The sequence below is a fragment of the Azospirillum brasilense genome (assembly GCF_007827815.1).
Classification (GTDB): domain Bacteria; phylum Pseudomonadota; class Alphaproteobacteria; order Azospirillales; family Azospirillaceae; genus Azospirillum; species Azospirillum brasilense_C.
Genome location: NZ_VITH01000002.1, coordinates 182,317 through 208,508, shown reverse-complemented (window position 1 = coordinate 208,508; position 26,192 = coordinate 182,317). Strand labels below are relative to the sequence as shown.

The 26,192-nt window shown below is 70.4% G+C and carries 24 protein-coding genes; 15 read left to right on the top strand and 9 right to left on the bottom strand.

Annotated elements, in window-relative coordinates; translation table 11 throughout:
- Positions 1 to 151: 151 nt before the first annotated feature.
- The 4 genes from FBZ83_RS04900 (at position 152) to FBZ83_RS04885 (ending at position 3,603) form a co-directional block, all read left to right on the top strand.
- On the top strand, positions 152 to 826 hold the full coding sequence (locus FBZ83_RS04900) for a pyrimidine 5'-nucleotidase (protein WP_247888148.1): 675 nt from the start codon (positions 152 to 154) through the stop codon (positions 824 to 826).
- 122 nt (positions 827 to 948) lie between these two features.
- Complete coding sequence (gene dapD / locus FBZ83_RS04895) at positions 949 to 1,791, top strand: 2,3,4,5-tetrahydropyridine-2,6-dicarboxylate N-succinyltransferase (protein WP_014239316.1); 843 nt, start codon at positions 949 to 951, stop codon at positions 1,789 to 1,791.
- 19 nt (positions 1,792 to 1,810) lie between these two features.
- Complete coding sequence (gene dapE / locus FBZ83_RS04890) at positions 1,811 to 2,986, top strand: succinyl-diaminopimelate desuccinylase (RefSeq protein WP_145681338.1); 1,176 nt, start codon at positions 1,811 to 1,813, stop codon at positions 2,984 to 2,986.
- A 47-nt stretch (positions 2,987 to 3,033) separates the two neighbouring features.
- The gene (locus FBZ83_RS04885; RefSeq protein ID WP_145674839.1) at positions 3,034 to 3,603 is read left to right on the top strand and encodes a hypothetical protein; all 570 of its coding nucleotides are present in this window, start codon (positions 3,034 to 3,036) and stop codon (positions 3,601 to 3,603) included.
- 82 nt (positions 3,604 to 3,685) lie between these two features.
- Here the strand turns inward: FBZ83_RS04885 and lpxD are convergent, their stop codons facing one another.
- From lpxD to FBZ83_RS04870, 3 genes are all read right to left on the bottom strand, one after another.
- Positions 3,686 to 4,801 carry a UDP-3-O-(3-hydroxymyristoyl)glucosamine N-acyltransferase gene (lpxD, locus tag FBZ83_RS04880; RefSeq protein ID WP_145681337.1) on the bottom strand — a complete coding sequence of 372 codons (1,116 nt, stop codon included), beginning with the start codon at positions 4,799 to 4,801 and terminating at the stop codon, positions 3,686 to 3,688.
- A gap of 97 nt (positions 4,802 to 4,898) precedes the next feature.
- Positions 4,899 to 5,735 (bottom strand): ABC transporter permease, encoded by an 837-nt coding sequence (locus FBZ83_RS04875; protein WP_247888147.1) that lies wholly within the window; start codon positions 5,733 to 5,735, stop codon positions 4,899 to 4,901.
- A complete protein-coding gene (locus FBZ83_RS04870; RefSeq protein WP_145681336.1) occupies positions 5,722 to 6,522 on the bottom strand; it encodes an ABC transporter ATP-binding protein in 801 nt (266 codons plus the stop codon). The genes FBZ83_RS04875 and FBZ83_RS04870 overlap by 14 nt, the downstream gene beginning before the upstream one ends.
- A 108-nt stretch (positions 6,523 to 6,630) precedes the next feature.
- Between FBZ83_RS04870 and FBZ83_RS04865 the strand changes: the two genes are divergently transcribed.
- Both FBZ83_RS04865 and FBZ83_RS04860 read left to right on the top strand, forming a co-directional pair.
- On the top strand, positions 6,631 to 7,974 hold the full coding sequence (locus FBZ83_RS04865) for an ActS/PrrB/RegB family redox-sensitive histidine kinase (RefSeq protein WP_145681335.1): 1,344 nt from the start codon (positions 6,631 to 6,633) through the stop codon (positions 7,972 to 7,974).
- 14 nt (positions 7,975 to 7,988) lie between these two features.
- Positions 7,989 to 8,573, top strand: a complete 585-nt coding sequence (locus FBZ83_RS04860) for an ActR/PrrA/RegA family redox response regulator transcription factor (RefSeq protein ID WP_014239303.1) — start codon at positions 7,989 to 7,991, stop codon at positions 8,571 to 8,573.
- An 88-nt stretch (positions 8,574 to 8,661) separates the two neighbouring features.
- Here the strand turns inward: FBZ83_RS04860 and FBZ83_RS04855 are convergent, their stop codons facing one another.
- The 4 genes from FBZ83_RS04855 to FBZ83_RS04840 all read right to left on the bottom strand — a co-directional run bounded on the left by FBZ83_RS04855 (position 8,662) and on the right by FBZ83_RS04840 (position 11,464).
- The gene (locus FBZ83_RS04855) at positions 8,662 to 9,624 is read right to left on the bottom strand and encodes a DMT family transporter (protein ID WP_145681334.1); all 963 of its coding nucleotides are present in this window, start codon (positions 9,622 to 9,624) and stop codon (positions 8,662 to 8,664) included.
- 70 nt (positions 9,625 to 9,694) lie between these two features.
- Positions 9,695 to 10,453: a helix-turn-helix transcriptional regulator gene (locus FBZ83_RS04850; protein WP_145681333.1), complete on the bottom strand. Its 759-nt coding sequence runs from the start codon at positions 10,451 to 10,453 to the stop codon at positions 9,695 to 9,697.
- An 88-nt stretch (positions 10,454 to 10,541) separates the two neighbouring features.
- Positions 10,542 to 10,733: a YgaP family membrane protein gene (locus FBZ83_RS04845; protein ID WP_145681332.1), complete on the bottom strand. Its 192-nt coding sequence runs from the start codon at positions 10,731 to 10,733 to the stop codon at positions 10,542 to 10,544.
- A 77-nt stretch (positions 10,734 to 10,810) separates the two neighbouring features.
- Positions 10,811 to 11,464 (bottom strand): Crp/Fnr family transcriptional regulator, encoded by a 654-nt coding sequence (locus FBZ83_RS04840; RefSeq protein WP_247888146.1) that lies wholly within the window; start codon positions 11,462 to 11,464, stop codon positions 10,811 to 10,813.
- Between the two features lie 274 nt (positions 11,465 to 11,738).
- Here FBZ83_RS04840 and FBZ83_RS04835 point away from each other — a divergent pair, with 274 nt between their 5' ends.
- From FBZ83_RS04835 to FBZ83_RS04795, 9 genes are all read left to right on the top strand, one after another.
- A complete protein-coding gene (locus FBZ83_RS04835; RefSeq protein WP_145681330.1) occupies positions 11,739 to 14,012 on the top strand; it encodes a GumC family protein in 2,274 nt (757 codons plus the stop codon).
- Between the two features lie 149 nt (positions 14,013 to 14,161).
- Positions 14,162 to 15,607, top strand: a complete 1,446-nt coding sequence (locus FBZ83_RS04830) for a flippase (RefSeq protein ID WP_145681329.1) — start codon at positions 14,162 to 14,164, stop codon at positions 15,605 to 15,607.
- A 230-nt stretch (positions 15,608 to 15,837) separates the two neighbouring features.
- The gene (locus FBZ83_RS04825) at positions 15,838 to 17,193 is read left to right on the top strand and encodes a nucleotide sugar dehydrogenase (RefSeq protein ID WP_145681328.1); all 1,356 of its coding nucleotides are present in this window, start codon (positions 15,838 to 15,840) and stop codon (positions 17,191 to 17,193) included.
- Positions 17,194 to 17,218: 25 nt separating this feature from the next.
- Positions 17,219 to 18,217: an NAD-dependent epimerase/dehydratase family protein gene (locus tag FBZ83_RS04820; protein WP_145681327.1), complete on the top strand. Its 999-nt coding sequence runs from the start codon at positions 17,219 to 17,221 to the stop codon at positions 18,215 to 18,217.
- A gap of 14 nt (positions 18,218 to 18,231) precedes the next feature.
- Positions 18,232 to 19,209: a GDP-L-fucose synthase family protein gene (locus tag FBZ83_RS04815; RefSeq protein WP_145681326.1), complete on the top strand. Its 978-nt coding sequence runs from the start codon at positions 18,232 to 18,234 to the stop codon at positions 19,207 to 19,209.
- Between the two features lie 6 nt (positions 19,210 to 19,215).
- The gene (locus FBZ83_RS04810) at positions 19,216 to 20,475 is read left to right on the top strand and encodes a glycosyltransferase family 4 protein (protein WP_145681325.1); all 1,260 of its coding nucleotides are present in this window, start codon (positions 19,216 to 19,218) and stop codon (positions 20,473 to 20,475) included.
- On the top strand, positions 20,472 to 21,671 hold the full coding sequence (locus FBZ83_RS04805; protein WP_145681324.1) for a glycosyltransferase: 1,200 nt from the start codon (positions 20,472 to 20,474) through the stop codon (positions 21,669 to 21,671). Before FBZ83_RS04810 ends, FBZ83_RS04805 begins: the two co-directional genes overlap by 4 nt.
- On the top strand, positions 21,671 to 22,807 hold the full coding sequence (locus FBZ83_RS04800; protein ID WP_186465977.1) for a glycosyltransferase family 4 protein: 1,137 nt from the start codon (positions 21,671 to 21,673) through the stop codon (positions 22,805 to 22,807). The genes FBZ83_RS04805 and FBZ83_RS04800 overlap by 1 nt, the downstream gene beginning before the upstream one ends.
- Positions 22,808 to 22,919: 112 nt before the next feature.
- Positions 22,920 to 23,390 (top strand): hypothetical protein, encoded by a 471-nt coding sequence (locus FBZ83_RS04795; protein WP_145681323.1) that lies wholly within the window; start codon positions 22,920 to 22,922, stop codon positions 23,388 to 23,390.
- 3 nt (positions 23,391 to 23,393) lie between these two features.
- Here FBZ83_RS04795 and FBZ83_RS04790 read toward each other — a convergent pair whose 3' ends face one another.
- Positions 23,394 to 23,996, bottom strand: a complete 603-nt coding sequence (locus FBZ83_RS04790) for a demethoxyubiquinone hydroxylase family protein (RefSeq protein WP_145681322.1) — start codon at positions 23,994 to 23,996, stop codon at positions 23,394 to 23,396.
- Positions 23,997 to 24,000: 4 nt separating this feature from the next.
- Complete coding sequence (locus tag FBZ83_RS04785) at positions 24,001 to 25,953, bottom strand: right-handed parallel beta-helix repeat-containing protein (protein ID WP_145681321.1); 1,953 nt, start codon at positions 25,951 to 25,953, stop codon at positions 24,001 to 24,003.
- Positions 25,954 to 26,192 lie beyond the last annotated feature (239 nt).

The window sequence follows — 26,192 nt, the reverse complement described above, 5'->3', positions numbered from 1 at the left end:
AAAATGCGTTTCCTCCCCGAATCTTTCTTCAGGCGGTCCGGGTACCTGCCATACGCAACCACTCATTGAAGGCCTTCCCGCTTCGCAGCGGAAACGGGCCATGCGGCGAAGCGGCTTGCGGGCGGGCCGGCGAAACCCCATTCTTCAGCCCATGATGGCTTCCCTCCGCGACACCGGGGTCTGGATCTTCGACCTCGACAACACCCTCTATCCCGCCTCCTGCAACCTGTTCGCCCAGGTGGACCGGCGCATCGGCGATTTCATCGCCGGGCATTTCGGCATCACCTACGAGGAGGCGCGCGTCATGCAGAAGCGCTTCTTCCGGGAGCACGGGACGACCCTGCGCGGCCTGATGGTGGAGCACGACGTCGATCCGGTGCCCTTCCTGGACTACGTCCACGACATCGACGTCAGCCCGGTGGCCCCCTGCCCCGGCCTGGCGGGCACGCTGAACCGGCTGCCGGGGCGCAAGATCATCTACACCAACGGCTCCGTCCGCCACGCCGAGAACGTGACCCGGCAGCTCGGCATCGACGGCTGCTTCGAGGCGACCTTCGGCATCGTCGAGGCCGGTTACGTGCCCAAGCCCGACCCGCGCCCCTACGGCATCCTGGTCGATCACTACAACATCGACCCGGCCCGCGCCTGCATGGTGGAGGACATCGCCCGCAACCTCGCCCCCGCCCACGCGCTCGGCATGACGACGGTGTGGGTGCGCAGCGAGGCCGACTGGTCCCGCCCCGACGAGGGCGGAGTCGGCACCGGCAGCCACATCGACCACACCGTGGACGACCTGCCGGCCTGGCTGGAGGAGATCGCCGGCTAGCGGCGGCCGCAAGGCCCCTCGAGCCTCCGTAGGAACCCTTTGAGAACAAGGCAACGTTGACAAGGCGGCGCGGCCCGGCCCATGTTCCGAACCCTCGAACAGACAGCCCAGCGAATGCCGCCATGAGCCACGCCAGCCTCGAATCCGCCGTCAACGCCGCGTGGGAAACCCGCGACACCCTGAACGTCTCGACCAAGGGCGCCGTCCGCGACGCCGTCGAGGAGGCCCTGTCCGGCCTCGACTCCGGCGACCTGCGCGTGGCGCAGAAGACGGACGCCGGCTGGGTCGTGAACCAGTGGCTGAAGAAGGCGGTCCTGCTGTCCTTCCGCCTGAACGCCAACGAGACGATCCCCGGCGCGCCGGGCGGCGCCTCCTGGTACGACAAGGTGCCGCCGAAGTTCGAAGGCTGGTCGGAGGCGCAGTTCCAGGCCGCCGGCTTCCGCGCCGTTCCGGGCGCGGTGGTCCGCCGCTCCGCCTACGTCGCGCCGAACGTCATCCTGATGCCCAGCTTCGTCAACGTCGGCGCCTATGTCGACAGCGGCACCATGGTGGACACCTGGGTCACCGTCGGCTCCTGCGCGCAGATCGGCAAGAACGTCCACCTGTCGGGCGGCGTCGGCATCGGCGGCGTGCTTGAGCCGCTCCAGGCCAACCCGGTCATCATCGAGGACGATTGCTTCGTCGGCGCCCGCTCCGAGGTGGTCGAGGGCGTGATCGTCGAGCGCGGCGCCGTGCTCTCCATGGGCGTCTTCATCAGCGCCTCGACCAAGATCATCGACCGCAACACCGGCGAGGTCTTCGTCGGCCGCGTCCCGGCCTACTCCGTCGTGGTGCCGGGCACCCTGCCGGGCAAGCCGCTGCCCGACGGCACGCCGGGTCCGGGCCTCTATTGCGCGGTGATCGTCAAGCGCGTGGACGAGCAGACCCGCGCCAAGACCTCCATCAACGACCTGCTGCGCGACTGACGCCGGGGAAGACGCCACGATGACCACCGCCGCTCCCTCCTTCGACCCCTGCGATCCCGTCGCGGTGGCGCAGGCCCTGATCCGCTGCCCCAGCGTGACGCCCGACGACGGCGGCGCTCTGGGCGTCCTGGAGGCGGCGCTGGCGCCGCTGGGCTTCGTCTGCCACCGCCTGCGGTTCGAGGAGGAGGGCACGGCGCCGGTGGACAACCTCTACGCCCGTCTGGGCACGGAGGGGCCGAACTTCTGCTTCGCCGGGCACACCGACGTGGTGCCCCCCGGCGAGCTGAAGGGCTGGTCCATCGACCCCTTCGCCGCGGAGATCCACAATGGCCGCCTCTATGGCCGGGGTGCGGTGGACATGAAGGGGGCGATCGCCGCCTTCGTCGCCGCGGCAGCCCGCTTTGTGAAGGAAGGCGGGACGCCGAAGGGCTCCATCAGCCTGCTCATCACCGGGGACGAGGAAGGGGTCGCCATCAACGGCACCCGCAAGGTGCTGGATTGGATGCAGGCCAAGGGTGAAAAACTCGACGCCTGCGTGGTCGGGGAGCCGACCAACCCCAAGGCGCTGGGCGACATGATCAAGATCGGGCGGCGCGGCAGCATGACCGCCTTCCTGACCGTCCACGGCGCGCAGGGCCATGTCGCCTACCCGCATCTGGCCGACAACCCGCTGCCCCGGCTGGCCCGCATGCTGGCGGCCATCACGGCGGAGCCGCTGGACGCCGGCACCCCGCATTTCCAGCCGTCGAACCTGGAGCTGACCACCATCGACGTCGGCAACCCGGCGCACAACGTCATCCCGGCGCAGGGCAAGGCGACGCTGAACATCCGCTTCAACGACCTGCACACCGCCGACACGCTGCTGGCGTGGCTGCGCGAACGGCTCGACGGGGTGGGCGGCTCCTACGAGCTGGACCATTTCGTGTCGGGCGACAGCTTCCTGACCCCGCCCGGCCCGCTGACCGAACTGGTGGCGGACGCCGCGGAGCGCGTCACCGGGCGCCGTCCCGAATATTCGACGACCGGCGGCACGTCGGACGCCCGCTTCATCAAGAATTTCTGCCCGGTGGTCGAGTTCGGCCTCGTCGGGCAGACGATGCACAAGGTGGACGAGCACACCGCGCTGGACGACCTGACCCGCCTGACCGACATTTACGGCGAGGTTTTGCGGAACGTCTTCGACCGGATCGGTTGACGTAAGGCCCCCTTCGCCCGTTCCCACCACCCTCCGGTGACCGCAACATGCCGCTGACCGCCCGGGACGTCGCCTCCTCCGTCTTCGGCGCCTATCGTCTGGCGCGGTTCGACCCCACCGGATTGCAGCATCTCGACCGCAGCCCCGAAGGGGCGTGGAAGTCCTTCTACGCCGCGGTGATCGTCGCTCCGGCCTGGACGCTGCTGCTGGCGATCCGGCTGTGGGGCCAGGTGCCGGACACGCCGCTGTTCCAGCTCGTGGTGGTGGAGGCCATCGCCTACGTCATCAGCTGGACGGCCTTCCCCGTGGTCATGCACGGGGTGAGCGGGCTGCTGGACCGGCAGAACCGCTACATCGACTTCCTGTGCGCCTACAACTGGTCCTCGGTCGTGCAGATGGGCATCTATCTGCCGGTGGTGATCCTGGCCGCAACGGGGATTCTGCCCGGCCCGATCTCTGAAGGGCTGGTGTTCGGCATCATGCTGGCGATGCTGACCTACCAGTGGTTCGTGATGCGCACGGCGCTGGACATCTCCGGCGTCGCCGCGGCGGTCCTGGTGCTGCTCGACCTGTTCCTGTCGGCGCTCATCACCGACTTCGCCGACGGGCTGCTGTAGGGCCGTTGGCGGGGGCGGATGCCCCCCTAACTTGGACCGGGGGCGGATGCCCCCTTGCCCGGACCGTGGGGGCGGATGCCCCTTATTCGGACTTCCCCCCGCCATCCAGCGCCCCGACCCGCTTCTTCAGGTCGGACACGTCCGCGTGCATCCGCTTCAGCCGGGCCAGCCCCTTGTACTGGTCGAAGGCGCGGTCGCGCGGCACCGCCGGATAGCCCATGTAGACGGCCTTGGCCGGGATGTCCGTCCCCACACCGGAATTCGCCGCCACCACCGCGTCGTTGCCGATCTTGACGTGATCCGCCACGCCGACCTTGCCGGCCAGCACCACGCGATCGCCGATGGTCGTGCTGCCGGCGATGCCGACATGGCCGCACAGCATGCAGTTGGTGCCGATCTGCACGTTGTGGCCAATCTGCACGAGGTTGTCGATCTTGGTGCCGGAGCCGATGCGGGTCGCCGTGATGGTGCCGCGGTCGATGGTGGCGTTCGCCCCGACCTCCACATCGTCGCCCAGGATCACCGTGCCGATGGAGTTCACCCGGTGGATCAGCACGTTGGTGCCGACCACCTTGCCCGTCGCCTTGGCCGATTCGACGCTGCCCGGCTCGGGCGTCACGAAGCTGAAGCCGTCGTTGCCGACCGCGGCGTTGGGGTGGATGATGCAGCGCTCGCCCATCACCACCCGCTCGCCGATGCGGGCGCCGGGGTGCAGCAGGCTGTCCTTGCCGATCAGCGCGTCGGCTCCGACCGTGGCGTGCGGCATGACGATCACGCCCTCGCCCAGCACCGCCCTCGGCCCGACATAGGCGAAGGGACCGACCGACACGCCCGCCCCCAGGATGGCCTCCGGCGCCACGAAGGCGGCGGGGTGGACCCCCGGCTCGGCGTGGACCGGCTTCTCGAAGACGGTGGTCAGGCCGGCCATGGCGAAGCGCGGGCGCTTCACGACGATCCAGCCCTTCAGGTTGGCCGGCGCCTCCGCGCCTTCCGCGATCACGGCGGCGACGGCCCGGCCGTTGGCCAGCAGCTCCGTCAGGCCCTTTTCCATGGCGAGCGCCAGATCCTCCGGCCCCTCGGCCTCCGATGGATGGACGGCGCGGGCGATGGGAAGGGTGCCGTCGCCCTCCAGCGCCGCGCCCAGGGCGGCGGCGATCTCGGCGAGGGTGACCGGGGCGGCGGGGGAAACGGGAGTCATGGCGGCGCTCTGGCTGTCGGTCCGAAGAGGCCGGGACGCTACCACGGCGGGCCGGTGCTGGCGAGGCCCGGCGCTTTTTGTCATGCGCGGGCTTCGCTCATTCCCCGGTCTGCAGCAGCGCCCCGCGCACCCGCGCCTGATGGAAGGAATAGAGGAAGGCTGCCGTGCACAGCCCCATGAACAGGGCGTTCAGCCCGACCGCCCAGGCCAGATGGTCCCAGCGCATCGTGCCGTCGAACAGGATGGCGCGCATCCCCTCGAAGACGTGGGCCGACGGCAGCGACAGGGCCACCCATTGCAGCCAGCCCGGCAGGACGCTGACCGGGTAGTAGACGGCGCTGACCGGGGCGAGCATGAAGACGACGATCCAGGCCAGCCCTTCCGCCCCCATGCCGTAGCGCAGGATCAGCGCCACGATGACCAGCCCCAGCGACCAGCCGAAGACGATCAGGTTGGCGAAGAAGCCGGCCAGCGGCAGCCCGAGGTCGAACAGCGAATAGCCGAACAGCGGGATCGCCAGCAGCGCCGCCGGCACCACGCCGATCACCGTGCGGATCAGGCTCATCCCGAACAGCGCCGCCACCCATTCGCCGGGGCGCAGCGGGCTGACGAAGAGATGGCCGAGGTTGCGCGACCACATCTCCTCCAGGAAGGACACCGACACGCCGAGCTGGCCGCGGAACAGCACGTCCCACAGCAGCACCGCGCTGACCAGCACCCCCGCCCCCTGCGCCACCCAGGCGCTGGAGGAGGCCATGAACTGGTTGATGTAGCCCCACAGGATCATCTGCATGGTCGGCCAGTAGGCCAGCTCCAGGAAGCGCGGCCAGGAGCCGCGCAGCAGGTACCAGTAACGCAGCACCATCGCCCCGACCCGGCGCAGCGAGAAGGCCGGGTTGGCGTGAACCATCGCAGCGGCGTCACTCGGCAGCATCGGCGGCCTCCCGACGGGCGTCTTCCCCATTGGCGCGGTCGCGGGCGATGTCGAGGAACACGTCCTCCAGCGAGGTCCGGCCGTAGCGGGCGAGCAGGCCGGCCGGCGACCCGCGGTCGACGATCCGCCCCTGGCGCATCATCAGCACGTCGTCGCACATCCGCTCCACCTCCAGCATGTTGTGGGAGGCGAGCAGGATGGTGGCCCCGGACTCGTTGCGGTAGCGCTCCAGATAGGTGCGGATCCAGTCCGCCGTGTCGGGGTCGAGCGAGGCGGTCGGCTCGTCCAGCAGCAGAAGCTCCGGCCGGTTGAGCAGCGCCTTGGCCAGCGCCACCCGCGTCTTCTGGCCGGCCGACAGCCCGCCGGAGGGACGCTCCAGGAAGCGGGTCAGCTCCAGATGCTCGGCCAGCTCCTCCACCCGCCGCTTCACCCCCTTCAGGCCGTAGAGATGGCCGTAGACGGTCAGGTTCTCCCGCACCGTCAACCGGTGCGGCAGCTCCACGTAGGGGGAGGAGAAGTTCATGCGGGGCAGCGCCGCGTGGCGGTGGCGCACCATATCCACACCCAGCACCTCCATCGTGCCGGAGGTCGGCAGCAGCAGCCCGAGCAGCATGGAGATGGTCGTCGTCTTGCCGGCGCCGTTGCCGCCGAGAAGCCCGGTGACCGACCCCGCCGCGACGGTGAAGGAGATGCCGTCCACGGCGGTGACCTCGCCGGACCGGGCGGTGCCGTAGCGTTTGGTCAGGGTCTCGACCCGGATGGCGTGCTGTTTTGCGCATTGATCCATAGGCGGAGAATATGGCCGCTTGGCGCGCAAACGCCAGAGTGGCAAAACAGCACCCGAGCCATTCGATGTGACGCCGCGGGAAGAGCGGCCCTGCCGGAAAGCCCGCCCATGACCGTGACCGGTTCCGCCTCCGCCGCCTCGTCCCTCCGCCACGCCATGGCCCACGCCGGCCGTCCGGGCCCCGCCCAGTGGACCAACCTGGACGGGCGAGTCACGCTGCGCACCCTGATCCTGATCCGCTGGATCGCGGTGATCGGGCAGCTCGCCACCGTGGCGACGGTGCAGCTCGTCATGGGCTTCCCGCTGCCGCTGGGGCCGGTGCTGGCGGCCATCGGGGCCTCGGTGCTGCTGAACCTCGTGGCGATGGCCCAGCGCGGCGGGCGGCTGCGGCTGGCCGACCGGGACGCCGCGCTCTATCTCGGCTACGACATGCTGCAGCTCACGCTGCTGCTCTATCTCACCGGTGGCCTCGCCAACCCCTTCGCCATCCTGCTGCTCGCCCCGATGACGGTGGCCGCGGCGATCCTGTCGCGCTACAGCGTGGTTCTGCTGACCGGGCTCAACCTCGTCTGCCTGACCGTGCTGGCGATGTGGCACTTCCCGCTGCCCTGGCCGGAGCCGATGCCCTCGGTCGCCCCGCTCTACGCCTTCGGCATCTGGCTGTCGTTGTCGGTGTCGGCCGGCTTCATCAGCGGCTACGTCTTCCGCGTGGCCGAGGAGGCGCGGCGCTTCGCCAATGCCCTGTCGGCCTCGCAGGTGGCGCTGGCGCGCGAGCAGCGGCTGTCCTCGCTGGGCGCCCTGGCCGCCGCCGCCGCGCACGAGCTGGGCTCGCCGCTCGGCACCATCGCGGTGGTGGCGAAGGAGCTGCTGCACGACATGCCGCCGGACAGCCCCTACACCGAGGACGTCTCCCTGCTGCAAAGCCAGGTGATGCGCTGCCGCGAGATCCTGGCGGAGCTGGCCCGCAAGCCCGAGGCCGACGGCGGCGACCCGTTCGAGCGCCTGCCGTTGACCGCGCTGGTGGAGGCGGCGGGCGCGCCGCACCGGCTGGGCCACATCCAGTTCGCGGTCGAGCGCAGCGACGGCTCCATAGGGGAGGAGCCGATCGTCCGGCGCAGCCCGGAGATCATCCACGGCCTGGGCAACTTCATCCAGAACGCCCACCAGTTCGCCGACGGGCGGGTGACGGTCGCCGCCTCCTGGGACGCGCGGTCGGCCACGGTGGTGGTGATGGACGACGGGCCGGGCTATCCCGCCCATCTGCTGAGCCGGATCGGCGAGCCCTACCTGTCGGCCAGAAGCGAGCGGTCGGGCCACATGGGGCTGGGAATCTTTATTGCACAAACGCTGCTAGAGAAAACGGGTGCCCTTGTAGCCTTTAGCAATAACCGTAGCGGCGGCGCGCGAGTTGTCGTACGTTGGGACCGTGGTGTCTTAGAACCAGAGGACTAGTGGTGGATAGCGCGATGACCACGGACGAGAGTCCAACGGGCGAAACCGCCAAGCTGACGTTCACGGGTGACGTTACCCGCAGCCTCCTCATCGTCGACGACGACGCGCCGTTCCGAACCCGCCTCGCGCGCGCGATGGAAAAGCGCGGTTTCAACGTGGTCGCCGTGGACAGCGTGCAGCTCGGCATCGACGTCGCCCAGGAATCGGCGCCGGCCTTCGCGGTGGTTGATCTGCGGCTGGCCGACGGCAGCGGCCTGGACGTGGTCAAGACCCTGCGCGACGCCCGCCCCGACGCCCGCATCGTCATGCTGACCGGCTACGGCAACATCGCCACGGCGGTGGCCGCGGTGAAGGCCGGCGCGGTGGATTATCTGCCGAAGCCGGCGGACGCCGACGCCGTGGAATCCGCCCTGTTGGCCGACGGCCGCCCGCTGCCCTCGCCGCCGGAAAACCCGATGTCCGCCGACCGCGTGCGGTGGGAGCACATCCAGCGCGTGTTCGAGCAGTGCGACCGCAACGTCTCCGAAACCGCCCGCCGGCTGAAGATGCACCGCCGCACCCTGCAGCGCATCCTGAACAAGCACGCCCCGCGCGGCTGATCCCTCTCCTCCCGACACGAAAGCGCCCCCTCTCCACACCGGTGAGGGGGCGTTGTCGTTTCAAGGCCTGGCCATCCTCACGCCGGCCTCACGCCGGAGCCGGCTGCCGCGCGGCCTCCGGCAGCTTCGGGCGGTGGGCTGCGACGCAGGACAGGACGCTGCCGGTCACGCAGACCAGGGCGGCCAGCTCCATCCCCGTCGGCAGCCGCTGCTCCCACAGGAAGCCGTAGAGCAGAGCGAACAGGGTCTCGAACAGGATCATCTGCCCGACCAGGGTCAGCGGCAGCAGCCGGCTCATCCGGTTCCACAGGGCGTTGCCGACGATCGAGGCGAGGATGGCCAAGCCGGTCACCACGGCGGCGAAGCGCAGCCAGTCCCCGGCGGCGTGGCCGCTCGGGGCGAACAGGAAGGCGGGAACCGCGAGCAGCAGCGCCTGGGCGCCGGTCACCACGCCGGTGAGCAGGCTCCAGTCATGCGCCGAGACGTGGCCGAGCCGGGCGAGCCAGCGGCTGTTGCCCACGGCGTAGACCGTCCAGGAGACGAGCGCGCCGACCGCGCAGAGCAGGCCGGTTAGTTCGGCCATTGGCATCCCCGTCCGGCCATCACCCAACCTGTCCCCCAGCGATTGCCAGCCGATGCACAAGATTCCGGTCGCGCCGAGCAGCAGCGACGGGACAAGCTTCCGGACCGGAACCGCCCCATGATCCCGGCTGCCGATGACGGTGACCGCGACCGGCAGGAAGCCGATCACCAGCGAGGTCATCGCCATCCCGCCCACCTGAACGGCGGAGGCAAGCAGCGCGTAATAAAGGATGTTGCCGAGCAGGCTCAGCCAGGCCAGCGCCCACCACTCGCGCAGACCAAGCCCGGCGCGCAAAGCGCGCCAGCGCGGCGCCACGAGCAGCACGGCGAACAGGCCGTAGGCGAGGTAGCGCCCGGCGGCGAGTTGGAGCGGCGTGAAGGCCGAGGCCAGTTCCGGGGCGAGGAAGACCAGTCCCCACAAGGCCCCCGCGGCAATGCCGCAAGCGATCCCCAACCACGTCGTGCCCATTCTTGCTCCCGACCCTCACTGGTTTCCGGGGCGAAGATGGCATGGGGCGCGGCGCTGGTCTTGTCCCGGGCTACGGACTTTTGTGCCGGGTCTCGCGGCTTTGGCGCCGGTAGGCCGCGGGGGTCAAGCCGCTGGCCCGTCGCATCGCCCGGGTGAAGGCGCTCTGGTCGGCGTAGCCGGCACGGTAGGCGATCTCCGCGATGGACAGGTCCGACCGCGCGAGCCAGTCGCGCGCCCGCTTCAGCCGGACCTCTGCCAGCCACGCGCGCGGGGTGGTGTCCAGTTCGGCGCGGAACAGGGCGTGCAACCGGCTGACGCTGACGCAGGCGCGCTCCGCCATCGTCTCGGCGGTCCACGGCCTGGCGAGGTCGGGCTCGACCGCGGCCAGCAGGGTTCCAAGCCGCGACCGGGGCCGCGCCGGTTCCTCGGCAAGCGCGTCGAGCAGCAAGGGCACCCAGAGGCGCAGGGTGTCCGCCGACACGCCACGGCTGTCCAGCATCAGCCCCATGTAGTCGATCAGCTTGCCGGCCACCGGGGTCAGCGCGACGAAGGGATGGCGGATCAGCCGGTCGCCGGTCGCGGGTTCCAGGAGAGTCGGATCGAGGTCCAGGATGAGCGAGCGGTTTGGCCCCTCGCTTCCCTGGGTGTGCGGGGAGCCGGCTTCGACGAACGCCGCCCGGCACGGCCCGAGACGGCCGCCCTTTCCGGCGATGTCGATCTCCAGGGCGCCGCTCAACGGCAGGACGAGCTGAGCGAAATCGTGCCGGTGGGCGCTGTGCGCCGCGCCGTAGCTGCGGACATCGATGCTGAGGCGCGGCGATGTGGACATCACCCTCCTATAGCCGAAACCCGGCGCGCCGGCCACCCGCCGAAAGGGGACGGTGCGGTCTGCCGCTTGGCGCCCTGCTCCCGGTCCCTCACTTTTTGATGGGGCAGCTCCGCACGCCGAACAGGGTGTAGGCCGGGCAGAAGCCGACCACCGCGGTCAGCAGCGGGACGAGGCCGATCCAGCCCCAGGGGGTCTGCGGGCCGACGAAGACGAGCGCGATCAGGACGAGGCCGACGATGGCGCGCAGCGCGCGGTCGATGGTGCCGACGTTGACGGGCATGGTTGCACCTTATGGACTGGTGTGAGCGGTTGGTGCGCCCATCCAAGCCCCTTTCCGCCCGCCGGTCTGTGACTCCGTCACACCCCGCCCGCGCGCTCCAGCGCCAGCAGCGCGTCGGGATCGCGCACCCCGACGCGGCCGCGCGACAGCTCCACGAGGCCGCGCCGCTCGAACTCCTTCAACTGGCGGCTGACCACCTCGCGCGCCGTGCCCAGCTCGACGGCCAGCGTCTGGTGGGTGGTGTCCAGCCCGCCGCGGGCGTCGCGGTGGTCGACCAGGAAACGGGCCAGCCGCAGGTCGATGCGCCCGAAGGCCACCTCCTCCACCAGCATCATCATGCCGAGCAGCCGCGTGCCGAAGGAGGCGAAGACGACGTCGCGGAACACCGCGGAGCGCGCCAGCAGCTCGTGGAAAGCCCCGGCCCCGAGCGCGACGGCGTCGAGGTCGGTCTCCGCCACCCCCTCGGCGCTGTAGTCGGCGCGCGTCATCAGGCAGGCAGTGGTCAGGATGCAGGTCTCGCCCGCCCCGACGCGGTAGAGGACGATCTCCCGCCCGGTTTCGGCGGTCATCTGCACCCGCACCGTGCCGTCCAGCAGCATGAGAAAATTGTGGCACAGGCTGCCGATGCGGAACAGCACCGTGCCGCGCGGCACCGCCATCCGCGCGCCCTGCACGCGCAGAACAGCGCGCGCGTCGGGCTCCAGCGCGGCCAGCGCCGGAAACGCCCTCACCCAGAATTCATCAATCTTTTCAATATGTTGCGGTAGCATCCCCGGTCCCCTTCGATCGGCGATGACCATTATCGGCGAAGGGGCTTCCCCGGTCCACCCCAAGCCCTCGTCCTGGGCCACTCCACCCATGGCGTCTCCGGGGAGGGTACCCAAAGAGCGTGTCTTCCCCACCATATGCCCTCCGGGCAGCATGAAACGGCCGGACGGTCGATGACGTTCTAGGCACCGTAACGCCCCGAACGGGGTGCCGTTCGGCATGCGAGGAGGACCCGCTTTGGCCACCCAGGACATTCAGGATCAACCCCAGCGGCGGCAGTCGGCACCGGTCCCCGGACCGGTCTCGTTCGACCTGTCGACCGCAGCGGCCAGCGCGGTGCGCCGCACCACGGGCATGCTGCTGCGCCACAAGCTGCTGATCGGGACGGTGATCGTGCTGGGGACGGGCATCGCGGGTCTCGTCGCCCTGCGCATGACGCCGCTCTACACCGCCCAGACCCTGATCATGGTGGAGCACCGCAAGAACCAGGTGATGAACTACCAGGAGGTCGTCTCCGGCCTCTCGACCGAGCTGGGCGCCCTGCAGAGCGAGGTGGCGATCCTGAAATCCCCCGCCTTCGCGGAAAAGGTGGTGAACAAGCTCGGCCTGATGAACGACCCGGAGTTCAACGCGGCGCTGCGGCCCGAGCAGACCAACTGGTTCTACTACCTGAACCCGCGGAACTGGGTGCCCGACTCCTGGTGGAACAGTGCCCGCGGCGACCGCCCCGAGATCGCGCTGAGCCCGGAGGAGAAGGCGGCCAACGAGCGGACCTCGGTCGTCAACAGCTTCATCGAAAATCTGGCGGTGCGCCCGCAGGGCCGCTCCTACGTCATCGCCGTGGATTTCGACAGCGAGGACCCGCGCAAGGCCTCGCTCATCGCCAACACCATCGGCGAGATGTACCTCGTCGACCAGCTCGACGAAAAGTTCAAGGCGGCCAAGCGCGCCACGGCTTGGCTGGAGGAGCGCATCACCGAGCTGCGCCGCGAGGCCAAGACGACCGGCGAGGCGGCCGAGAAGTACCGCGCCGAAAGCGGCCTGACCAACGCCAACGGCGAAACCACCCTGATCGCCCAGCAGCTGGCCGAGCTGAACACCAGCTACGTGCTCGCCCGCACCAAGCGGCAGGAGGCGGAGTCGAAGCTGCGCGAGGTCTCGACCCTGGCGCAGAGCCCGCGCGGCGTGTCGGCCATCGGCGACGTGCTCGGCTCCCCCCTGATCCAGGCGCTGCGCCAGCAGGAGGTCGAGCTTCAGCGCAAGATCGCCGAGGCCGCCAACAAGTACGGCGCCCGCCACCCGACGCTGACCGCGCTGCAGAGTGAGCTGCGCGACCTGCAGGGCCAGATTCGGGCCGACGTGAACCGCATTGTCCAGAACCTGAGCAACGATGTGGAGGTGGAGCGCGGGCGCGAGGCCGCCCTGAAGGCCAACCTCGACCAGCTCCAGGCCCAGCGCAACCAGCAGCAGGAATCCAACGTGACGCTGCGCACGCTGGAGCGCGACGCCGAGACCTCGCAGACCATGTACGAGGCGATGCTGACGCGCTTCCAGGAGATCGCCGGCCAGACCGAGATCCAGCAGCCCGACGCCCGCATCGTGTCGGAGGCGGCGATCCCCCTGAACCCGTCGCAGCCCAACAAGAAGATGATCGTCCTGCTGGCCCTGGTCGCCTCGGCGACGCTGGGCGTGCTGCTGGCGATGCTGCGCGAGCAGTCGGAGCGCGGCTTCCGCAGCCCGCACCAGTTCGAATCGGCGACCGGCGTGCGCTCGCTCGGCATCGTCCCGGCCATCGGGCGCCGCCGCCGCGGCACGTCGCCCGCCGACTACGCCGTCGACAAGCCGATGTCGGCCTTCGCCGAAGCGATGCAGAACCTGCGCACCACGCTGCTGCTCGCCAACCCGGACGGCCACCAGCGGGTGATCCTGTTCAGCTCCTCCGTCCCCGGCGAGGGCAAGAGTTCCATTGCCGCGGCCTTCGCCCGCATCTGCGCCAACGCCGGGCAGAAGACGATCATCCTGGACTGCGACATGCGCCGCAAGGGGCTGCACCCCATGCTGGGGCTGGAGAACCGCCACGGCCTCTACGAGGTGCTGTCCGGCGAGTGCGCGCCGAACGAGGTGATCCAGACCGACCCGCGCACCGGCCTGCATTTCATCGCGTCGGGCCGCGGCTCCGCCCTGCCGCAGGACATGCTGGGCTCCAGCCGGATGCACCAGCTCATCTCGCGGCTGGCGCTGGAATACGACCGGGTGATCCTGGACAGCCCGCCGGTGCTGGCGGTGTCGGAGGGCAAGCTGCTGGCGGCGCTGGCCGACCAGACGGTCTTCATCGTGCATTGGGGCAAGACCAAGCGGGAGACCGCCATGGCCGGGCTGAAGGAGATCGTCGAGGCGGGCGGCGAGGTCGTCGGCGTCCTGTTCTCCCAGGTCGATATCCGCCGCCACGCCCAATACGAGTTCCCGGACAGCGGGCGCTACCACGGCTACCGCCGCTACTACGCGAACTGACGACGACGCTTGAGAGAAGCGGTCGTGTCGGGCCCCCCTCCCGACCTCCCCCCGCTTTCGCAGGGGGAGGGTTGGGTGGGGGCCCAGCGCCCGCGTTTGCCCACACACCCGAAAAGACCGAATGACCGCCGCCAAATGACTGCCGCCAAATGACTGCCGGACGACGCATCTTCCTGAACATCCGCGCGCTGGGGCTGGCCCGCGTCGCCACGCTGCTGAGCGGGCTGATCACCACGGCCTGGACCGCGCGCGCGCTTGGGCCGGACGGGTTCGGCGTGCTCGGCTTCGGCACCTCCATGCTCGCCTACGCCGCGCTGTTCGTGAATCTCGGCCTGTCCACCTACGCGGTGCGCGAGATCGCCCGCGACCGGGAGAAGGCGACCGATCTTGCCGACCACGTGCTGACCTTGCGGATGCTGCTGGCCGTGCTGGTCGGCGGGCTCTACGCCCTGTTCGTGCTCCAGCTCGACAAGACGGCGCTGGTCAAGGCTGTGCTTCTGGTCCAGGCCATCCAGCTTCTCGGCAACGCGCTGCTGCTCGACTTCGTCTATCAGGCGACGGAGCGGATGAGCGTCATCGCGGTGCGCGAGATCGGCACGTCGCTCGGCAACATGATCGCCGTGCTGGCGCTGGTGCGCGGGCCGGACGATCTGGCCATCGCCGCCGGCATCACCGCCATCTCCTTCGTCATCAACGCCGCCCTGATGCTGGCCCGCTTCAGCCGCGATTTCCGGATGCCGCGGCCGCGGGTGGACCTCGCCAAGTGGCGGGAGATCCTGAGGACCTCCGCCCCGATGGCGGTCAGTGTCTTCGCCTGGGCGCTGTTCTCGCACCTCGACCTGGTGATGCTCGGCTTCATGGCGCCGCAGACGGAGGTCGGCTGGTACGCCGCGGTGACCAAGCTGCTGGTGCTGTCCCTGACCGCCGGCAACATCATCCTCAGCGCCTTCATGCCGCAGCTCGCCGCCGCCTACGGCGACCGCGAGGCGATGCGGGCGCGGATGCGCGACTACGCCGCGACCATCCTGTCCATCGGCGGTCTGATTGCGGCGGGCGGCCTCACCCTGGCGCCGGCCATCCTGGGCACCGTCTTCGGCCCGGCCTACGCGCCGGCCGCCGACACGCTGCGCCTGCTGATGATCGCGGTCGCCATCGTCCACATCAACCTGACCATGGGCAACCCGCTGCTCGTCTGGCACCGGCAGACCGGCTACATGACCGCCATCCTGGTTGGCGGGCTGACCAACGCGGCGCTCAACCTCGTCCTGATCCCGCGGTACGGGATCGAGGGCTCCGCCGCCGCCACCATCGTCGCCGAGCTGACCGCCATGACCGGCCTCGCCTGGCTGCACCGGCGGGCGGTCGGCCAGCTCTATATCGGCATCGCCGCGCGGGCGGCGCTGTGCGCGGTGCTCGCCATGGGTGCCACCATGGGGCTGACCCACGCGCTGCCCGACCTGATGGCCCCCGCGCACCCGCTGCCCGCCCTGCTAATCGGCGGCAGCGTGCTGGTCGCGGTCTACGCGCTGGCGGCGCTGGCGACCGGGCTGGTCCGCCCGTCGCGGCTGCGCCGGCTGATCGTGGCGGCCGCATGATGCGCCCGCCTCATCCCGAATCCCGAAGGACGCCGCCCGGACGCGCCCTTGGCGCCGGTCCGGGGTACCACGAACAAAACAATGCCCGATCAACGGCATAGCCAATTCACGCCACCCCGAACGGCCGGAACAATGCCGCGTTGCAAGACGTTCGGATTGCGCATGGCGCGGGTGGCGGATGGCGGCGCCTTTGGATGCATGCTCCAATCACTAAGCAGGATCGAAAGACTATGCTCCCAAAGTCCTTTCCCGACCGGAACGTCTGCGTGCTCGGTCTCGGCTATGTCGGGCTGACGCTGGGCGTGGCCATGGCGGACGCGGGGTTCCAGGTGCACGGCGTGGAGGTGCGGGACGAGGTGCTGGACAAGCTGGCCCGCGGCGTCCCCCATTTCCATGAGCCGGGCCTCGCCGAGAAGCTGCGGCACGTGATGGAGCGCGGGCGCTTCACCTTCGGCCGCACGCCGGAGAGCGCCCGGGACTGCACCGTCTTCATCATCACCGTCGGCACCCCGCTGGACCGCGACGGCCGCGTGCGCACCGACATGATCGAGGCGGCGACCCGCCAGGTGGCCGACCGCATCCAGGACGGCGACCTCGTGATCCTGCGCTCCACCGTGAAGCTGGGGACCACCCGCGAGGTGGTGGCGCCGATCCTGCGCCGCACCGGCAAGCGCTTCGACATCGCCTTCTGCCCGGAGCGCACGCTGGAGGGGCAGGCGCTGGTCGAGCTGAACCAGCTTCCCCAGATCATCGGCGCGGAAAGCGTCGAGGTGGCGGCCCGCGCCTCGCAGATCTTCGGCATGCTGACGCCGACGACGGTCAAGGTCTCGACGCTGGAGACGGCGGAGATGATCAAGCTGGTGGACAACACCTACCGCGACGTCACCTTCGCCTTCGCCAACGAGATCGCCCGGCTGTGCAACGCCATGGAGGTGTCGGCGCTGGAGGTGTCGCGGGCGGGCAAGCTGGGCTACCCGCGCACGCAGCTTCCGCTGCCCGGCCCGGTCGGTGGCCCCTGCCTGGAGAAGGACCCGCACATCCTGATCGAATCCGCCCGCGAGTTCGGGGTGGAGATGGACATCACCGCCGCCGGCCGGCGCATCAACGAAAGCCAGCCCCACGAGGTGTCGCGGTTCCTGGAGCGGCTGACCGGATCCATGCAGGGCTTCCCGCAGGAGCCGACCATCAGCCTGATGGGCCTCGCCTTCAAGGGCCGCCCGGCGACCGACGACCTGCGCGGCACCATGGCCAAGCCGCTGTTCGAGGAACTGCGCACCCGCTTCCCCAAGGCGCGCTGGCGCGGCTTCGACGCGGTGGTGGCGGCGGACGACATCCGCAGCTTCGGGCTCGAACCGGCCAACAGCATGACCGAGGCGGTGGACGGCGCCAACCTCGCCGTCATCCTGAACAACCACCCGGTCTTCACCTCCATGCCGCTGCCCGATTTGGCGCGCCGCATGGACCGGCCGGGGGTCATCTACGACTTCTGGAACAACTTCAACAGCCGTGAAGTGGACCTGCCCGAGGGCACGGCCTACGTGGCGCTGGGCAGCCACGGCGCCGCCCGCTTCGCCCATGTCGCTTGACGCCGCTGCCTGAGGGAACAGACCAATGCCGAAACATTACCTCGTGACCGGGGGCAGCGGCTTCATCGGCGCCGCCCTGGTCCGCCGTCTGGTGCGCGACGGGCACCGCGTCCGCGTGCTCGACGACAACTCCCGCGGCCACCCGCGCCGGCTGGGCGACGCCGCCCAGGCGGTGGAGTTCATGTCCGGCGACATCCGCGACCCGGCGGCGGTGGACAAGGCGGTGCGCGGCGTCGACGGCGTGCTGCATCTGGCCGCCGTCAACGGCACCAAGCATTTCTACGAGAAGCCCGAGGTGGTGCTGGACGTCGGCGTGCGCGGCATGCTGAACGTCCTGGACGCCTGCCGGTCGAACGGGGTGGGCGATCTCGTCGTCGCCTCCTCCTCCGAGGCCTACCAGACCCCGCCGATGGTGCCGACCCCGGAGGACATCCCGCTGGTCGTGCCGGACGTGCTGAACCCGCGCTACAGCTACGGCGGGTCGAAGCTGATCTCCGAGCTGCTGGCGGTCAACTGGGGCCGCACCGGCTTCGACCGCGTCGCCATCTTCCGCCCGCACAACGTCTACGGCGCGGACATGGGCTGGGAGCATGTGGTGCCGGAATTCGTGCGCCGCGCCGTGGCCGCCATCGACCGCAGTCCGGAGGTCCTCGTGCCCTTCCCCATCCAGGGTGACGGCACCCAGACCCGCGCCTTCGTCCACATCGACGACGCGGTCGACGGCATCATGACGGTGATCGAGCGCGGCGAGCATCTGGGCATCTACCACGTCGGCAACCCGGAGGAGATTTCCATCGCCGAACTCGCCCGGCAGATCGTCGGCGTGCTCGGGCGGGTGGCGGACATCCAGATCGGGCCGCCCGCCCCCGGCGGCACCCAGCGGCGCAGCCCCGACATCGCCCGCCTCTCCGCGCTCGGCTACACGCCGCGCATCCCGCTGAAGGACGGTCTGCCCGGCGTGGTGGACTGGTACGCCGCCCGCAGCCGCGACGGCGACGCCCCGATCGCCAGCGCCGCCGAATAAGGGAACCGAGACCCATGGAGCGAAACAGCCGCATCTTCGTCGCGGGACACCGCGGCCTCGTCGGTTCGGCCATCGTCCGCCGTCTGGTGGAGGGCGGCTACAGCGACCTCGTGCTGCGCGGCCGCGACGAGCTGGACCTGACCGACCAGGCCGCGGTGCGCGCCTTCTTCGACCGGGAAAAGATCGACTACGTGATCCTGGCCGCCGCCAAGGTCGGCGGCATCCTGGCCAACGAGCGCTTCGGCGGCGACTTCATCCGCGACAACCTGCTGATCCAGACCAACGTCATCGACGCGGCCTGGCGAGCGGGGGTGAGGAAGCTGCTGTTTCTCGGCTCCTCCTGCCTCTACCCGAAGTTCGCGGAGCAGCCCCTGAAGGAGGAGGCGCTGTTGACCGGCCCGCCGGAGCCGACCAACAAGCCCTACGCCATCGCCAAGATCGCCGGCATCACCCAGTGCCAGGCCTACCGCAAGCAGTACGGCTTCAACGCCATCTGCGCCATGCCGTCGAACCTCTACGGCCCCGGCGACCATTTCGACCCGGAGGGCTCGCACGCCATCCCCGGCATGATCCGGCGCTTCCACGACGCGAAGACGGAGCAGGCGCCCAGCGTCACCCTGTGGGGCACCGGCACGCCGCGGCGCGAGTTCCTCTACGTGGATGACATGGCCGACGCCTGCCTGCACCTGATGGAGCGCTACGACGGCGAGGACATCATCAACGTCGGCCCCGGCGAGGACATCGCCATCGGCGATCTGGCCCGGCTGATCCGCGGGACCGTCGGCTACGAGGGAACGCTGACCCAGGATCTGAGCAAGCCGGACGGCCACCCGCGCAAGCTGATGGACGTGTCGCGCCTGTTCGCCACCGGCTGGCGGCCCAAGGTCGGGCTGGAGGAGGGCCTGCGCCGCACCTACGGCTGGTTCCTGGAGAACGCCGCCCCGCCGGCTCCCCGTCCCGCCGCCACCACGACCGGCGAAGCCGCGGAGTGACCGCCCATGCCCGATGACTCCACACCCCTGCGCGCCCGGACCGTGGATCCAGCCGCCCTCCCGCCATCGGTCCTCCTGGTGGCGATGAGTTACTGGCCGGAACCCGCCGGCAGCGCGCCGATGATGACCGACCTCGCCACGGCCTTCGCCGCGGCGGGGACGGACATGACCGTTCTGACCGCACGCCCCAACTATCCGGGACACGCCATCTACGACGGCTACGCCAACGGGGCGGAGGACCGCCGGACCGTGAACGGCGTGCGCATCGAGCGGCTGCTCACCATACCGCCGAAGGGCGGCGGCATGAAGGCCCGGCTGATCCACGAGGGCGTGCTGCACGCCGGCTTCCTGGCGGCCCGCGCCCGCGGGCGCGTCGCGCGGCACAAGGCCGTGCTGTCGCTCTGCCCCTCCATCTTCAGCGTCGGCGTCGCCGACCGCTTCCGCGCGCCGGGCGGCCGGCACATCGCCATCGTCCACGACATCCAGTCCGGCCTCGCCGGCGCGCTGGGCATGGGCGGTGGGGCTGCGCTGAAGGCCATCCAGGCGGTGGAGCGCACCGCGCTGAACCGCGCCGACGGCATCGTGGTGCTGTCGGAGGCGATGGCCGACGTGCTGCGCGACCTCGGCGTGCGGCGGCCGATCACGGTGATCCCGCCCCATGTCGACTCCGACGCCATCCGCCCCCTGCCCCGGCCGGAGGGCCAGCCTCCGACCGTGCTCTACAGCGGCGCCTTCGCCCGCAAGCAGGGGCTGGACCAGGTGCTGGAGATGGCCCGCCACCTCCACGCGCTGCGCCCCGACGCCCGCGTGCTGCTGCGCGGCCAGGGCGGGCTTGAGGAGGAACTGAAGGCCCAGGCCAAGGCGATGGCGCTGCCCAACGTGGAGTTCGCGCCGCTGATCGCCTCTGACCGGCTCGCCGAGGGGCTGGCGGAGGGCGACGTGCATCTGGTGCCGCAGCGTCCGGAGGGGGCGGCCTTCGCCATGCCGGGCAAGGCGGTGACCATCCTGGCCGCCGGACGGCCCTTCGTCTGCACCTGCCTGCCGGGCTCCGCGCTCGACCGGCTGGGGACGGAGATCGACGCCTTCCGGCGCACCCCGCCCGACGCGCCGGAGGCCATGGCGCAGGCCGTGGCCGACCTGTTGAACGATCCCGCCCGGAGCGCGGCCATGGGCCGCCGGGGCCGCGCCTGGGTGGAAGGCAACGCCAGCCGCAGCGCCGTCCTGGCGCGCTACGCCGCGCTGCTGCTGGGAGACGACGCCGCATGACGAAGCCTGCCCTGGTCTTTTCCTGGGAGATGTTCGGCCCCTACCACATGGACCGCTTGGAGGCGGTCGGGCGACGGCTCGGCCATCTCTACGACGTGGTCGGTCTGGAGGTCGGGTCGAAGTCCCACACCTACGCCTGGGACTCCACCGGGGAGGGGCAGCATTTCCGCAAGGTCACGCTGTTCCCCGGACGCTCCAAGGCGGACATCCCGTCCTTCCAGGTCTACCGAGCCCTGCTGCGCGAATGCCGCAAGGCGGGAGCCAGCCACGTCTTCCTGTGCCATTACGAGGAGCCCGACGTCTTCGCCCTGGCGGTGACGATGCGGCTGATGGGCCGGCGCGTCGTCAACATGAACGCCTCGAAGTTCGACGACAAGCCGCGCGTCCTCTGGCGCGAGGCGCTGAAGTCCCTGCTCTACAAGCCCTATCAGGCGGCGATCGGGGGCAGCCACCGCACGGTCGACTACTACCGCTTCCTGGGATTGCCCAAGGACCGGCTGTTCATCGGCTACGACACCCTGTCGCTGGAGCGGGTGCGCCGGCTGTCCGGCATGACTCCGGCACCCGACGGCGTGCCCTTCGCCGAGCGGCACTTCACGATCATCGCCCGTTTCGTGCCGAAGAAGAACCTGTTCCGCGCGGTCGAGGCCTACGACCTCTACCGCCGGCTGGCGGGGGATGCGGCGCGGCCCCTGCACCTCTGCGGCTCCGGCCCGCTGGAGGCCGACCTGCGGGCGGAGGTCGCCCGGCGCGGGCTGGAGGGGCACATCATTTTCCGCGGTTTCCTCCAGGAGAAGGGGATCGCGGAGACGCTGGGGTCGACCCTGTGCCTGCTGCTTCCCTCGCTGGAGGAGCAGTTCGGGCTGGTGGTCAACGAGGCGCTGGCGATGGGCGTACCGACCATCCTGTCCGACCAGTGCGGCGCCCGCGACGTGCTGATCCGCAGCGGGTTGAACGGCCACATCGTCGAGCCCGACAACCCCGAGGGGTTGGCCCGCCACATGCTGTCCGTCGCGTCGGACGAGGCGGAATGGCGCCGCCTCAGCCTCAACGGACGGCCCTTCCAGGCGCTGGCCGACGCCGGCTATTTCGCGGAGGCCGTGGAGAAGGCCCTGCACAGCCTGGGCGCCCGCAGAGACGCGACCCAAGGCACCGATGAAAGCGCCCGCAAGGGCACCCGTGAAAGCGAAGCCTGATGACCGACCGCCGCAACACCCCTCACATCGTCGTCTCGGGCCGCCTTCCCCCGCCCATGGACGGGATGAGCCGGGTCACCGCCCTGGTGCTGGACCGCCTGCGCGATCGCGGCCCGGTGGAGGTCGCGGACCTGTCGCCGGGCTGGAACGGCGGCGGCCTGCGCTACCACGCCGCCAAGGCGATGCGCGTGCTGCTGGCGGGCCTGCGTCTGGCGGCCGGGGCGACGATCCCCGGCCGACGCTTCTACATGCCCGTCGATTCGGGGCTTGGGATCTTCTACACGGCGGCGCTGGCCGGCGCGGCGCGGCTGTTCGGCTATGAGCGCACGCTGCACCACCACTCCTTCGCCACCATCTCCAGGCCGACTTGGCGGATGAGCCTGCTGACCCGGCTGGCCGGGACGGACTGCATGCATGTGCTGCTCTGCCCGGCCATGCAGGCGCGGTTCCAGGCGCTCTACCCGGCGGCGAAGACGGCGATGAGCGTCTCCAACGCCATCTTCACCCCGCCGGTGCCGCGCCCGCGCCACGGCAAGTCCGGCCCGCTGCGCATCGGCCATCTCTCCAACCTTTGCGCCGACAAGGGGCTGGACACGCTGTTCACCCTGCTGCGCGCCCTGCGGTCTGAAGGGGTCGACGTCAAGCTGGTGCTGGCCGGGCCGGGCCTGGGGCGCATGGACAACGCGCTGGTCGCCGCCGGCCTCGCTGCCTTCGACGGCGACGTGGAATATCACGGCCCGGTGGACGGCGACGCCAAGGCGGCCTTCTACCGCGACATCGACGTCTTCGTCTTCCCCACCCGCTACCGCAACGAGGCGCAGCCGCTGGTGCTGTTCGAGGCGATGGCGGCGGGCGTGCCGGTGCTGGCCTACGACCGCGGCTGCATCGGCAGCGACATTCCCCGCCCCGGCCTCGTCCCCCAGGAGCGTGACTTCATCCAGGCGGTGCTCCCGGCGCTGCGCCTGTGGGCCAAGGACCGCGACGCTCTGGCGCTCGCCTCCGAACAGGCCCACGCCCGCGCCCGCGCCGCCCACGAGGCCGGGCACAGCGGCATGGACGCGTTGCTCGACCGCATCGCCGGCCCGCTTCCCGAAGCCGCCGGAACCGCCGTCCGCCCGAAGCGCGCCATGGGATGAGTCCTCTCGATGGAATTTCCTGAAGGGCAGTCGCGTTTTCGGGTCGGCCGGCTGGACCCGCGGGCCGGAATGCGCCATCATCGCCGCATACATTCGCAATCCGACCGACTCGATGACGCCCGCCGACAAAGCCCCGTCCATCCGCTCGACCCGAGCCAGGGCCGTCCTGCCGGACGAATCCATCGACAGTGACACGAAAGCGGTTCACACTCCAACGGACGGACGCTCCACCGAGCCGGTTTCCGCGCAAGAACGGATGGCACGCATGGCTTACGTGACTCAGGACAAGTTCAACGAAGCCATCGATCATCTCGGCCATCACATCGACCGCCGGTTGACCGCGCTCGAAACCGAGGTGAAGTCCCTGCGCACCGACATGGTGCAGGGCTTTGAAAAGGTGGATCAGCGGTTCGAAGCCATTGACCAGCGGTTCGAGGCCATCGACCAACGCTTCGAGGCGATCGACCAGCGGTTCGAAAACCTCGAAGGGTCGTTGGCCGCGTCGAACAAGGTCCACAACGACAATCACCTGGAATTGAAGCAGATGCTCGGCGTCCTGCTCCAGGAAATCCGCAGCAAGTAACCGTCACACCCAGCGCGCCACCCTCACCCCCACGCCGGACAGGAACACCGCCACCCCGGCCAGCGCGCGGGCGGTCCAGGGCGGCGCCGGGTCCAGCCGGGCGGCGTCACGGGCGTGGAGGCGCTCGTCGAGACGGCAGGCCTCCAGCAAAGTCAACAGGTCCGGGTCGGGGGCGAGCCGCCGCGCCAGGGCGATCTGCCGGGCGTAATGCCCGTCCACCCAGGCCTCCACCCCGGCGACCACCGCGTAGAAATAGGGCGGCCCGAGCCACGCCGGCAACCCGCCCATCACCCGGCCCGACCAGCGCCAGAAGGCCAGCGGTGCGCTGCGCTTGTCCGGCGGCAGGACCGCCTCGAACAGCCGCAGGTGCCGCCGTTCGACCCTCCGGTGGGAGGCGGCGAAGCGCAGGACCTCCGGATCGCTGGTGGCGCCGGCAACCCCGTCGTAGAGGGCGACCGCCACGGTCTCGCCGACATGGCTGGCGCGCAGTTCGCGCCGGATGCGCGGCGGCAGGGCCGACAGGTCGATTTGCGGCGGCGCCAGCCCGATCGTGGCGGACGGCGGGGCCTCCGGCGAGGGGTCGGGCGACGGGCTGTGCGTGTCCACCGGTTCAGCGCGCCCCTTCCGGACCGATGCGCGACCAGGGAAGCTCCTGGAAGCCGATCTTCAGGGCGGGGGAATTCGGGCGCAGGCGGTAATCGTCCTTCGCCGGGTTCATGAAATAGGGGTCCGGCTGGTTGCCCCCCTGAACGGAGCGCGCCTGCGTGCGCTCCACCGGCGCCCCCGGCGCGCGCAGCCCGCGGCCCGGCCGGTCGAAGATGTTGTTCTCCAGCCGGTACTCGCCGCCGGTCAGCGCGGTCACCAGCTGCTCCACCGGGACGCGGGCGTGGATGATGTTGCGGCTGGCCTCGTTGTCGCGCAGGAAGCCGGCCGTCCCGGCCTTCGGCACCCATTCGAAGCGCAGGAAGCGGTCGCGCTCGTCGGTCAGCACGGCGATGTTGTTCTCCACCCGGTTGCCGTCGCCGCCATGGATGAACACCGCCGCCCAGCCGGTGTCCTCCAGGAAATTGCCCTCGACCCGCACGCCGTTGGTCAGGTCGTCCAGATAGACGCCGAAGCCCTTGTAGCGGGTCATCCAGCGCCCCGCCGCGTCGGTGGCGATCCCGCCGGTTCCCCGGATGTCGTTGAAGCGGATGACCAGCTTGGTGTCGATGTCGCTGCGCCCCAGCGTCTCGATGGCGCCGAGGTCGGCGGTCTCCCGCCCGACGTCGCGGATGCGGTTGTACTCGATCACGTTGTCGGTGTTCTTGGTCTCCGGGTTCCAGTTCTTCATGGAGATGCCGTAGCGCGCGGCGTGCCGGATGTCGTTGTGGGCGATCCGTGTGCGGGTCACCCCGGCGCTCATGATGCCGCCGCCGTAGAAATTCACCTCGCCGACGTGGCGGATGGTGTTGGCGACGATCCGGTTGCCGACGCTGCCGGGGGTGAGTTCGATCCCGCTGCGCCCCAGATGCTCCAGCCGGTTTCCGCGCACCTCGCTGTCCGCGACGCCGACCAGCAGCACGCCGGTCCCGACGGCGGAGAAGCGGTTGTCGAGGACGCGGTGCCCCGAACCGCCGGCCAGCCGCACCGCCGCCCCGTTGTAGGGCACGTCGGCGAAGGACAGCCCGTCGAGCGTGATGGAGTCCGCCTTCTCCGCCTGGATCAGCGGGGCGGTGCGCGCCACCACCGCCTCGCCGTCGCGGGCGAAGCCCGCCGGGTCGTGGGGGCGGAGCAGCAGGCGCCGATCCTTGGCGCTCCAGGCGAACTGGCCGGGGAATTTCAGGAAGTCGGGATGGCCGAGCAGGCGGAAGGTGCTGCCGTCGCGGAACGGGTACCAGCCGTCGCGGTCGAGGACCAGCGTGCCGTTGCGGTCGATGCGCTCGATGCCGCGGATGTCGTCGGCCTGCCGCTCGCGGTCGAGCGCCTGGACGCGCACACCGGGGGCCGCCCAGGCCGCCTGGACGGTGCCGGGCGGAAAGCGGAACTGCCGCTTGTCGCCGCCGCCCTTGGTCTGCTGGGCGACGAACCAGCCGCTGCGGATCGGGTCCTGCGGGTCGAAGGCGCCGCTCTGCGCCGCGCGCAGCCGCACCCCGCCGGCGCTGACGTCCAGCCCCGGTTCCCGCGCCAGCGGGGCGGAGACGACGCCGTCCCGCTCCGCCTTGAAGCCCGTCACCACCTCGCCGCCCGACAGGACCGGGGTCTCGCCAGGAAAGGCGGCGATGCGCAGCCCGGAATCCTCCGGGCCCAGCGTCACCGTGTCGGTCAGCCGGTGGGTGCCGCCGCGCAGCAGGATCAGGTGCAGCCCGCGCTTGCGCGCCTCCTCCACCGCGCGGGCCAGCGTGGCGACCGGGCCGTCCCGCCCGTCCGGGGTGGAGGCGGCGACCCGCCCGGACCAGCGGTCGTCGCCCTGGGGGGAGACGTGGATCGCCGGTTCGGCCGCAAGGGACGGGTGGGGACCAGCCAGGAAGAGGACCAGCCACAACAGCCCGCCCGCGAAGAGTCCAGGAATCCGGCGCGTCATATCACCTCCGTTCGGCACCCCAGCGAAACTGGCGGCGGGGGGCGGATGAAGCAAAAGCGCGGACGGGGTGCCTCGAAGGCGCGGCGCGGATAGCCCTGACCGGACGAACCTCGCCGTCTGCGCTCCCGGACGGGGGGACCCGACCGGGGCCGGCGGTGTTGCTTCCGGATGTGCCGCCTTCGCTTCCGGGGGCCGGCACGACGACACCGCCCCACCGGCCGCCACACCACCGGCCGTGG

What these genes read in the sequence shown, in the direction of transcription:
- FBZ83_RS04900 (WP_247888148.1), top strand. Translation starts at nt 152, where the DNA reads ATGATGGCTTCCCTCCGCGACACCGGGGTCTGGATCTTCGACCTCGAC.
- dapD (WP_014239316.1), top strand. Translation starts at nt 949, where the DNA reads ATGAGCCACGCCAGCCTCGAATCCGCCGTCAACGCCGCGTGGGAAACC.
- dapE (WP_145681338.1), top strand. Translation starts at nt 1,811, where the DNA reads ATGACCACCGCCGCTCCCTCCTTCGACCCCTGCGATCCCGTCGCGGTG.
- FBZ83_RS04885 (WP_145674839.1), top strand. Translation starts at nt 3,034, where the DNA reads ATGCCGCTGACCGCCCGGGACGTCGCCTCCTCCGTCTTCGGCGCCTAT.
- lpxD (WP_145681337.1), bottom strand. Translation starts at nt 4,801, where the DNA reads ATGACTCCCGTTTCCCCCGCCGCCCCGGTCACCCTCGCCGAGATCGCC.
- FBZ83_RS04875 (WP_247888147.1), bottom strand. Translation starts at nt 5,735, where the DNA reads ATGCTGCCGAGTGACGCCGCTGCGATGGTTCACGCCAACCCGGCCTTC.
- FBZ83_RS04870 (WP_145681336.1), bottom strand. Translation starts at nt 6,522, where the DNA reads ATGGATCAATGCGCAAAACAGCACGCCATCCGGGTCGAGACCCTGACC.
- FBZ83_RS04865 (WP_145681335.1), top strand. Translation starts at nt 6,631, where the DNA reads ATGACCGTGACCGGTTCCGCCTCCGCCGCCTCGTCCCTCCGCCACGCC.
- FBZ83_RS04860 (WP_014239303.1), top strand. Translation starts at nt 7,989, where the DNA reads ATGACCACGGACGAGAGTCCAACGGGCGAAACCGCCAAGCTGACGTTC.
- FBZ83_RS04855 (WP_145681334.1), bottom strand. Translation starts at nt 9,624, where the DNA reads ATGGGCACGACGTGGTTGGGGATCGCTTGCGGCATTGCCGCGGGGGCC.
- FBZ83_RS04850 (WP_145681333.1), bottom strand. Translation starts at nt 10,453, where the DNA reads ATGTCCACATCGCCGCGCCTCAGCATCGATGTCCGCAGCTACGGCGCG.
- FBZ83_RS04845 (WP_145681332.1), bottom strand. Translation starts at nt 10,733, where the DNA reads ATGCCCGTCAACGTCGGCACCATCGACCGCGCGCTGCGCGCCATCGTC.
- FBZ83_RS04830 (WP_145681329.1), top strand. Translation starts at nt 14,162, where the DNA reads ATGACTGCCGGACGACGCATCTTCCTGAACATCCGCGCGCTGGGGCTG.
- FBZ83_RS04825 (WP_145681328.1), top strand. Translation starts at nt 15,838, where the DNA reads ATGCTCCCAAAGTCCTTTCCCGACCGGAACGTCTGCGTGCTCGGTCTC.
- FBZ83_RS04820 (WP_145681327.1), top strand. Translation starts at nt 17,219, where the DNA reads ATGCCGAAACATTACCTCGTGACCGGGGGCAGCGGCTTCATCGGCGCC.
- FBZ83_RS04815 (WP_145681326.1), top strand. Translation starts at nt 18,232, where the DNA reads ATGGAGCGAAACAGCCGCATCTTCGTCGCGGGACACCGCGGCCTCGTC.
- FBZ83_RS04810 (WP_145681325.1), top strand. Translation starts at nt 19,216, where the DNA reads ATGCCCGATGACTCCACACCCCTGCGCGCCCGGACCGTGGATCCAGCC.
- FBZ83_RS04805 (WP_145681324.1), top strand. Translation starts at nt 20,472, where the DNA reads ATGACGAAGCCTGCCCTGGTCTTTTCCTGGGAGATGTTCGGCCCCTAC.
- FBZ83_RS04800 (WP_186465977.1), top strand. Translation starts at nt 21,671, where the DNA reads ATGACCGACCGCCGCAACACCCCTCACATCGTCGTCTCGGGCCGCCTT.
- FBZ83_RS04795 (WP_145681323.1), top strand. Translation starts at nt 22,920, where the DNA reads ATGACGCCCGCCGACAAAGCCCCGTCCATCCGCTCGACCCGAGCCAGG.
- FBZ83_RS04785 (WP_145681321.1), bottom strand. Translation starts at nt 25,953, where the DNA reads ATGACGCGCCGGATTCCTGGACTCTTCGCGGGCGGGCTGTTGTGGCTG.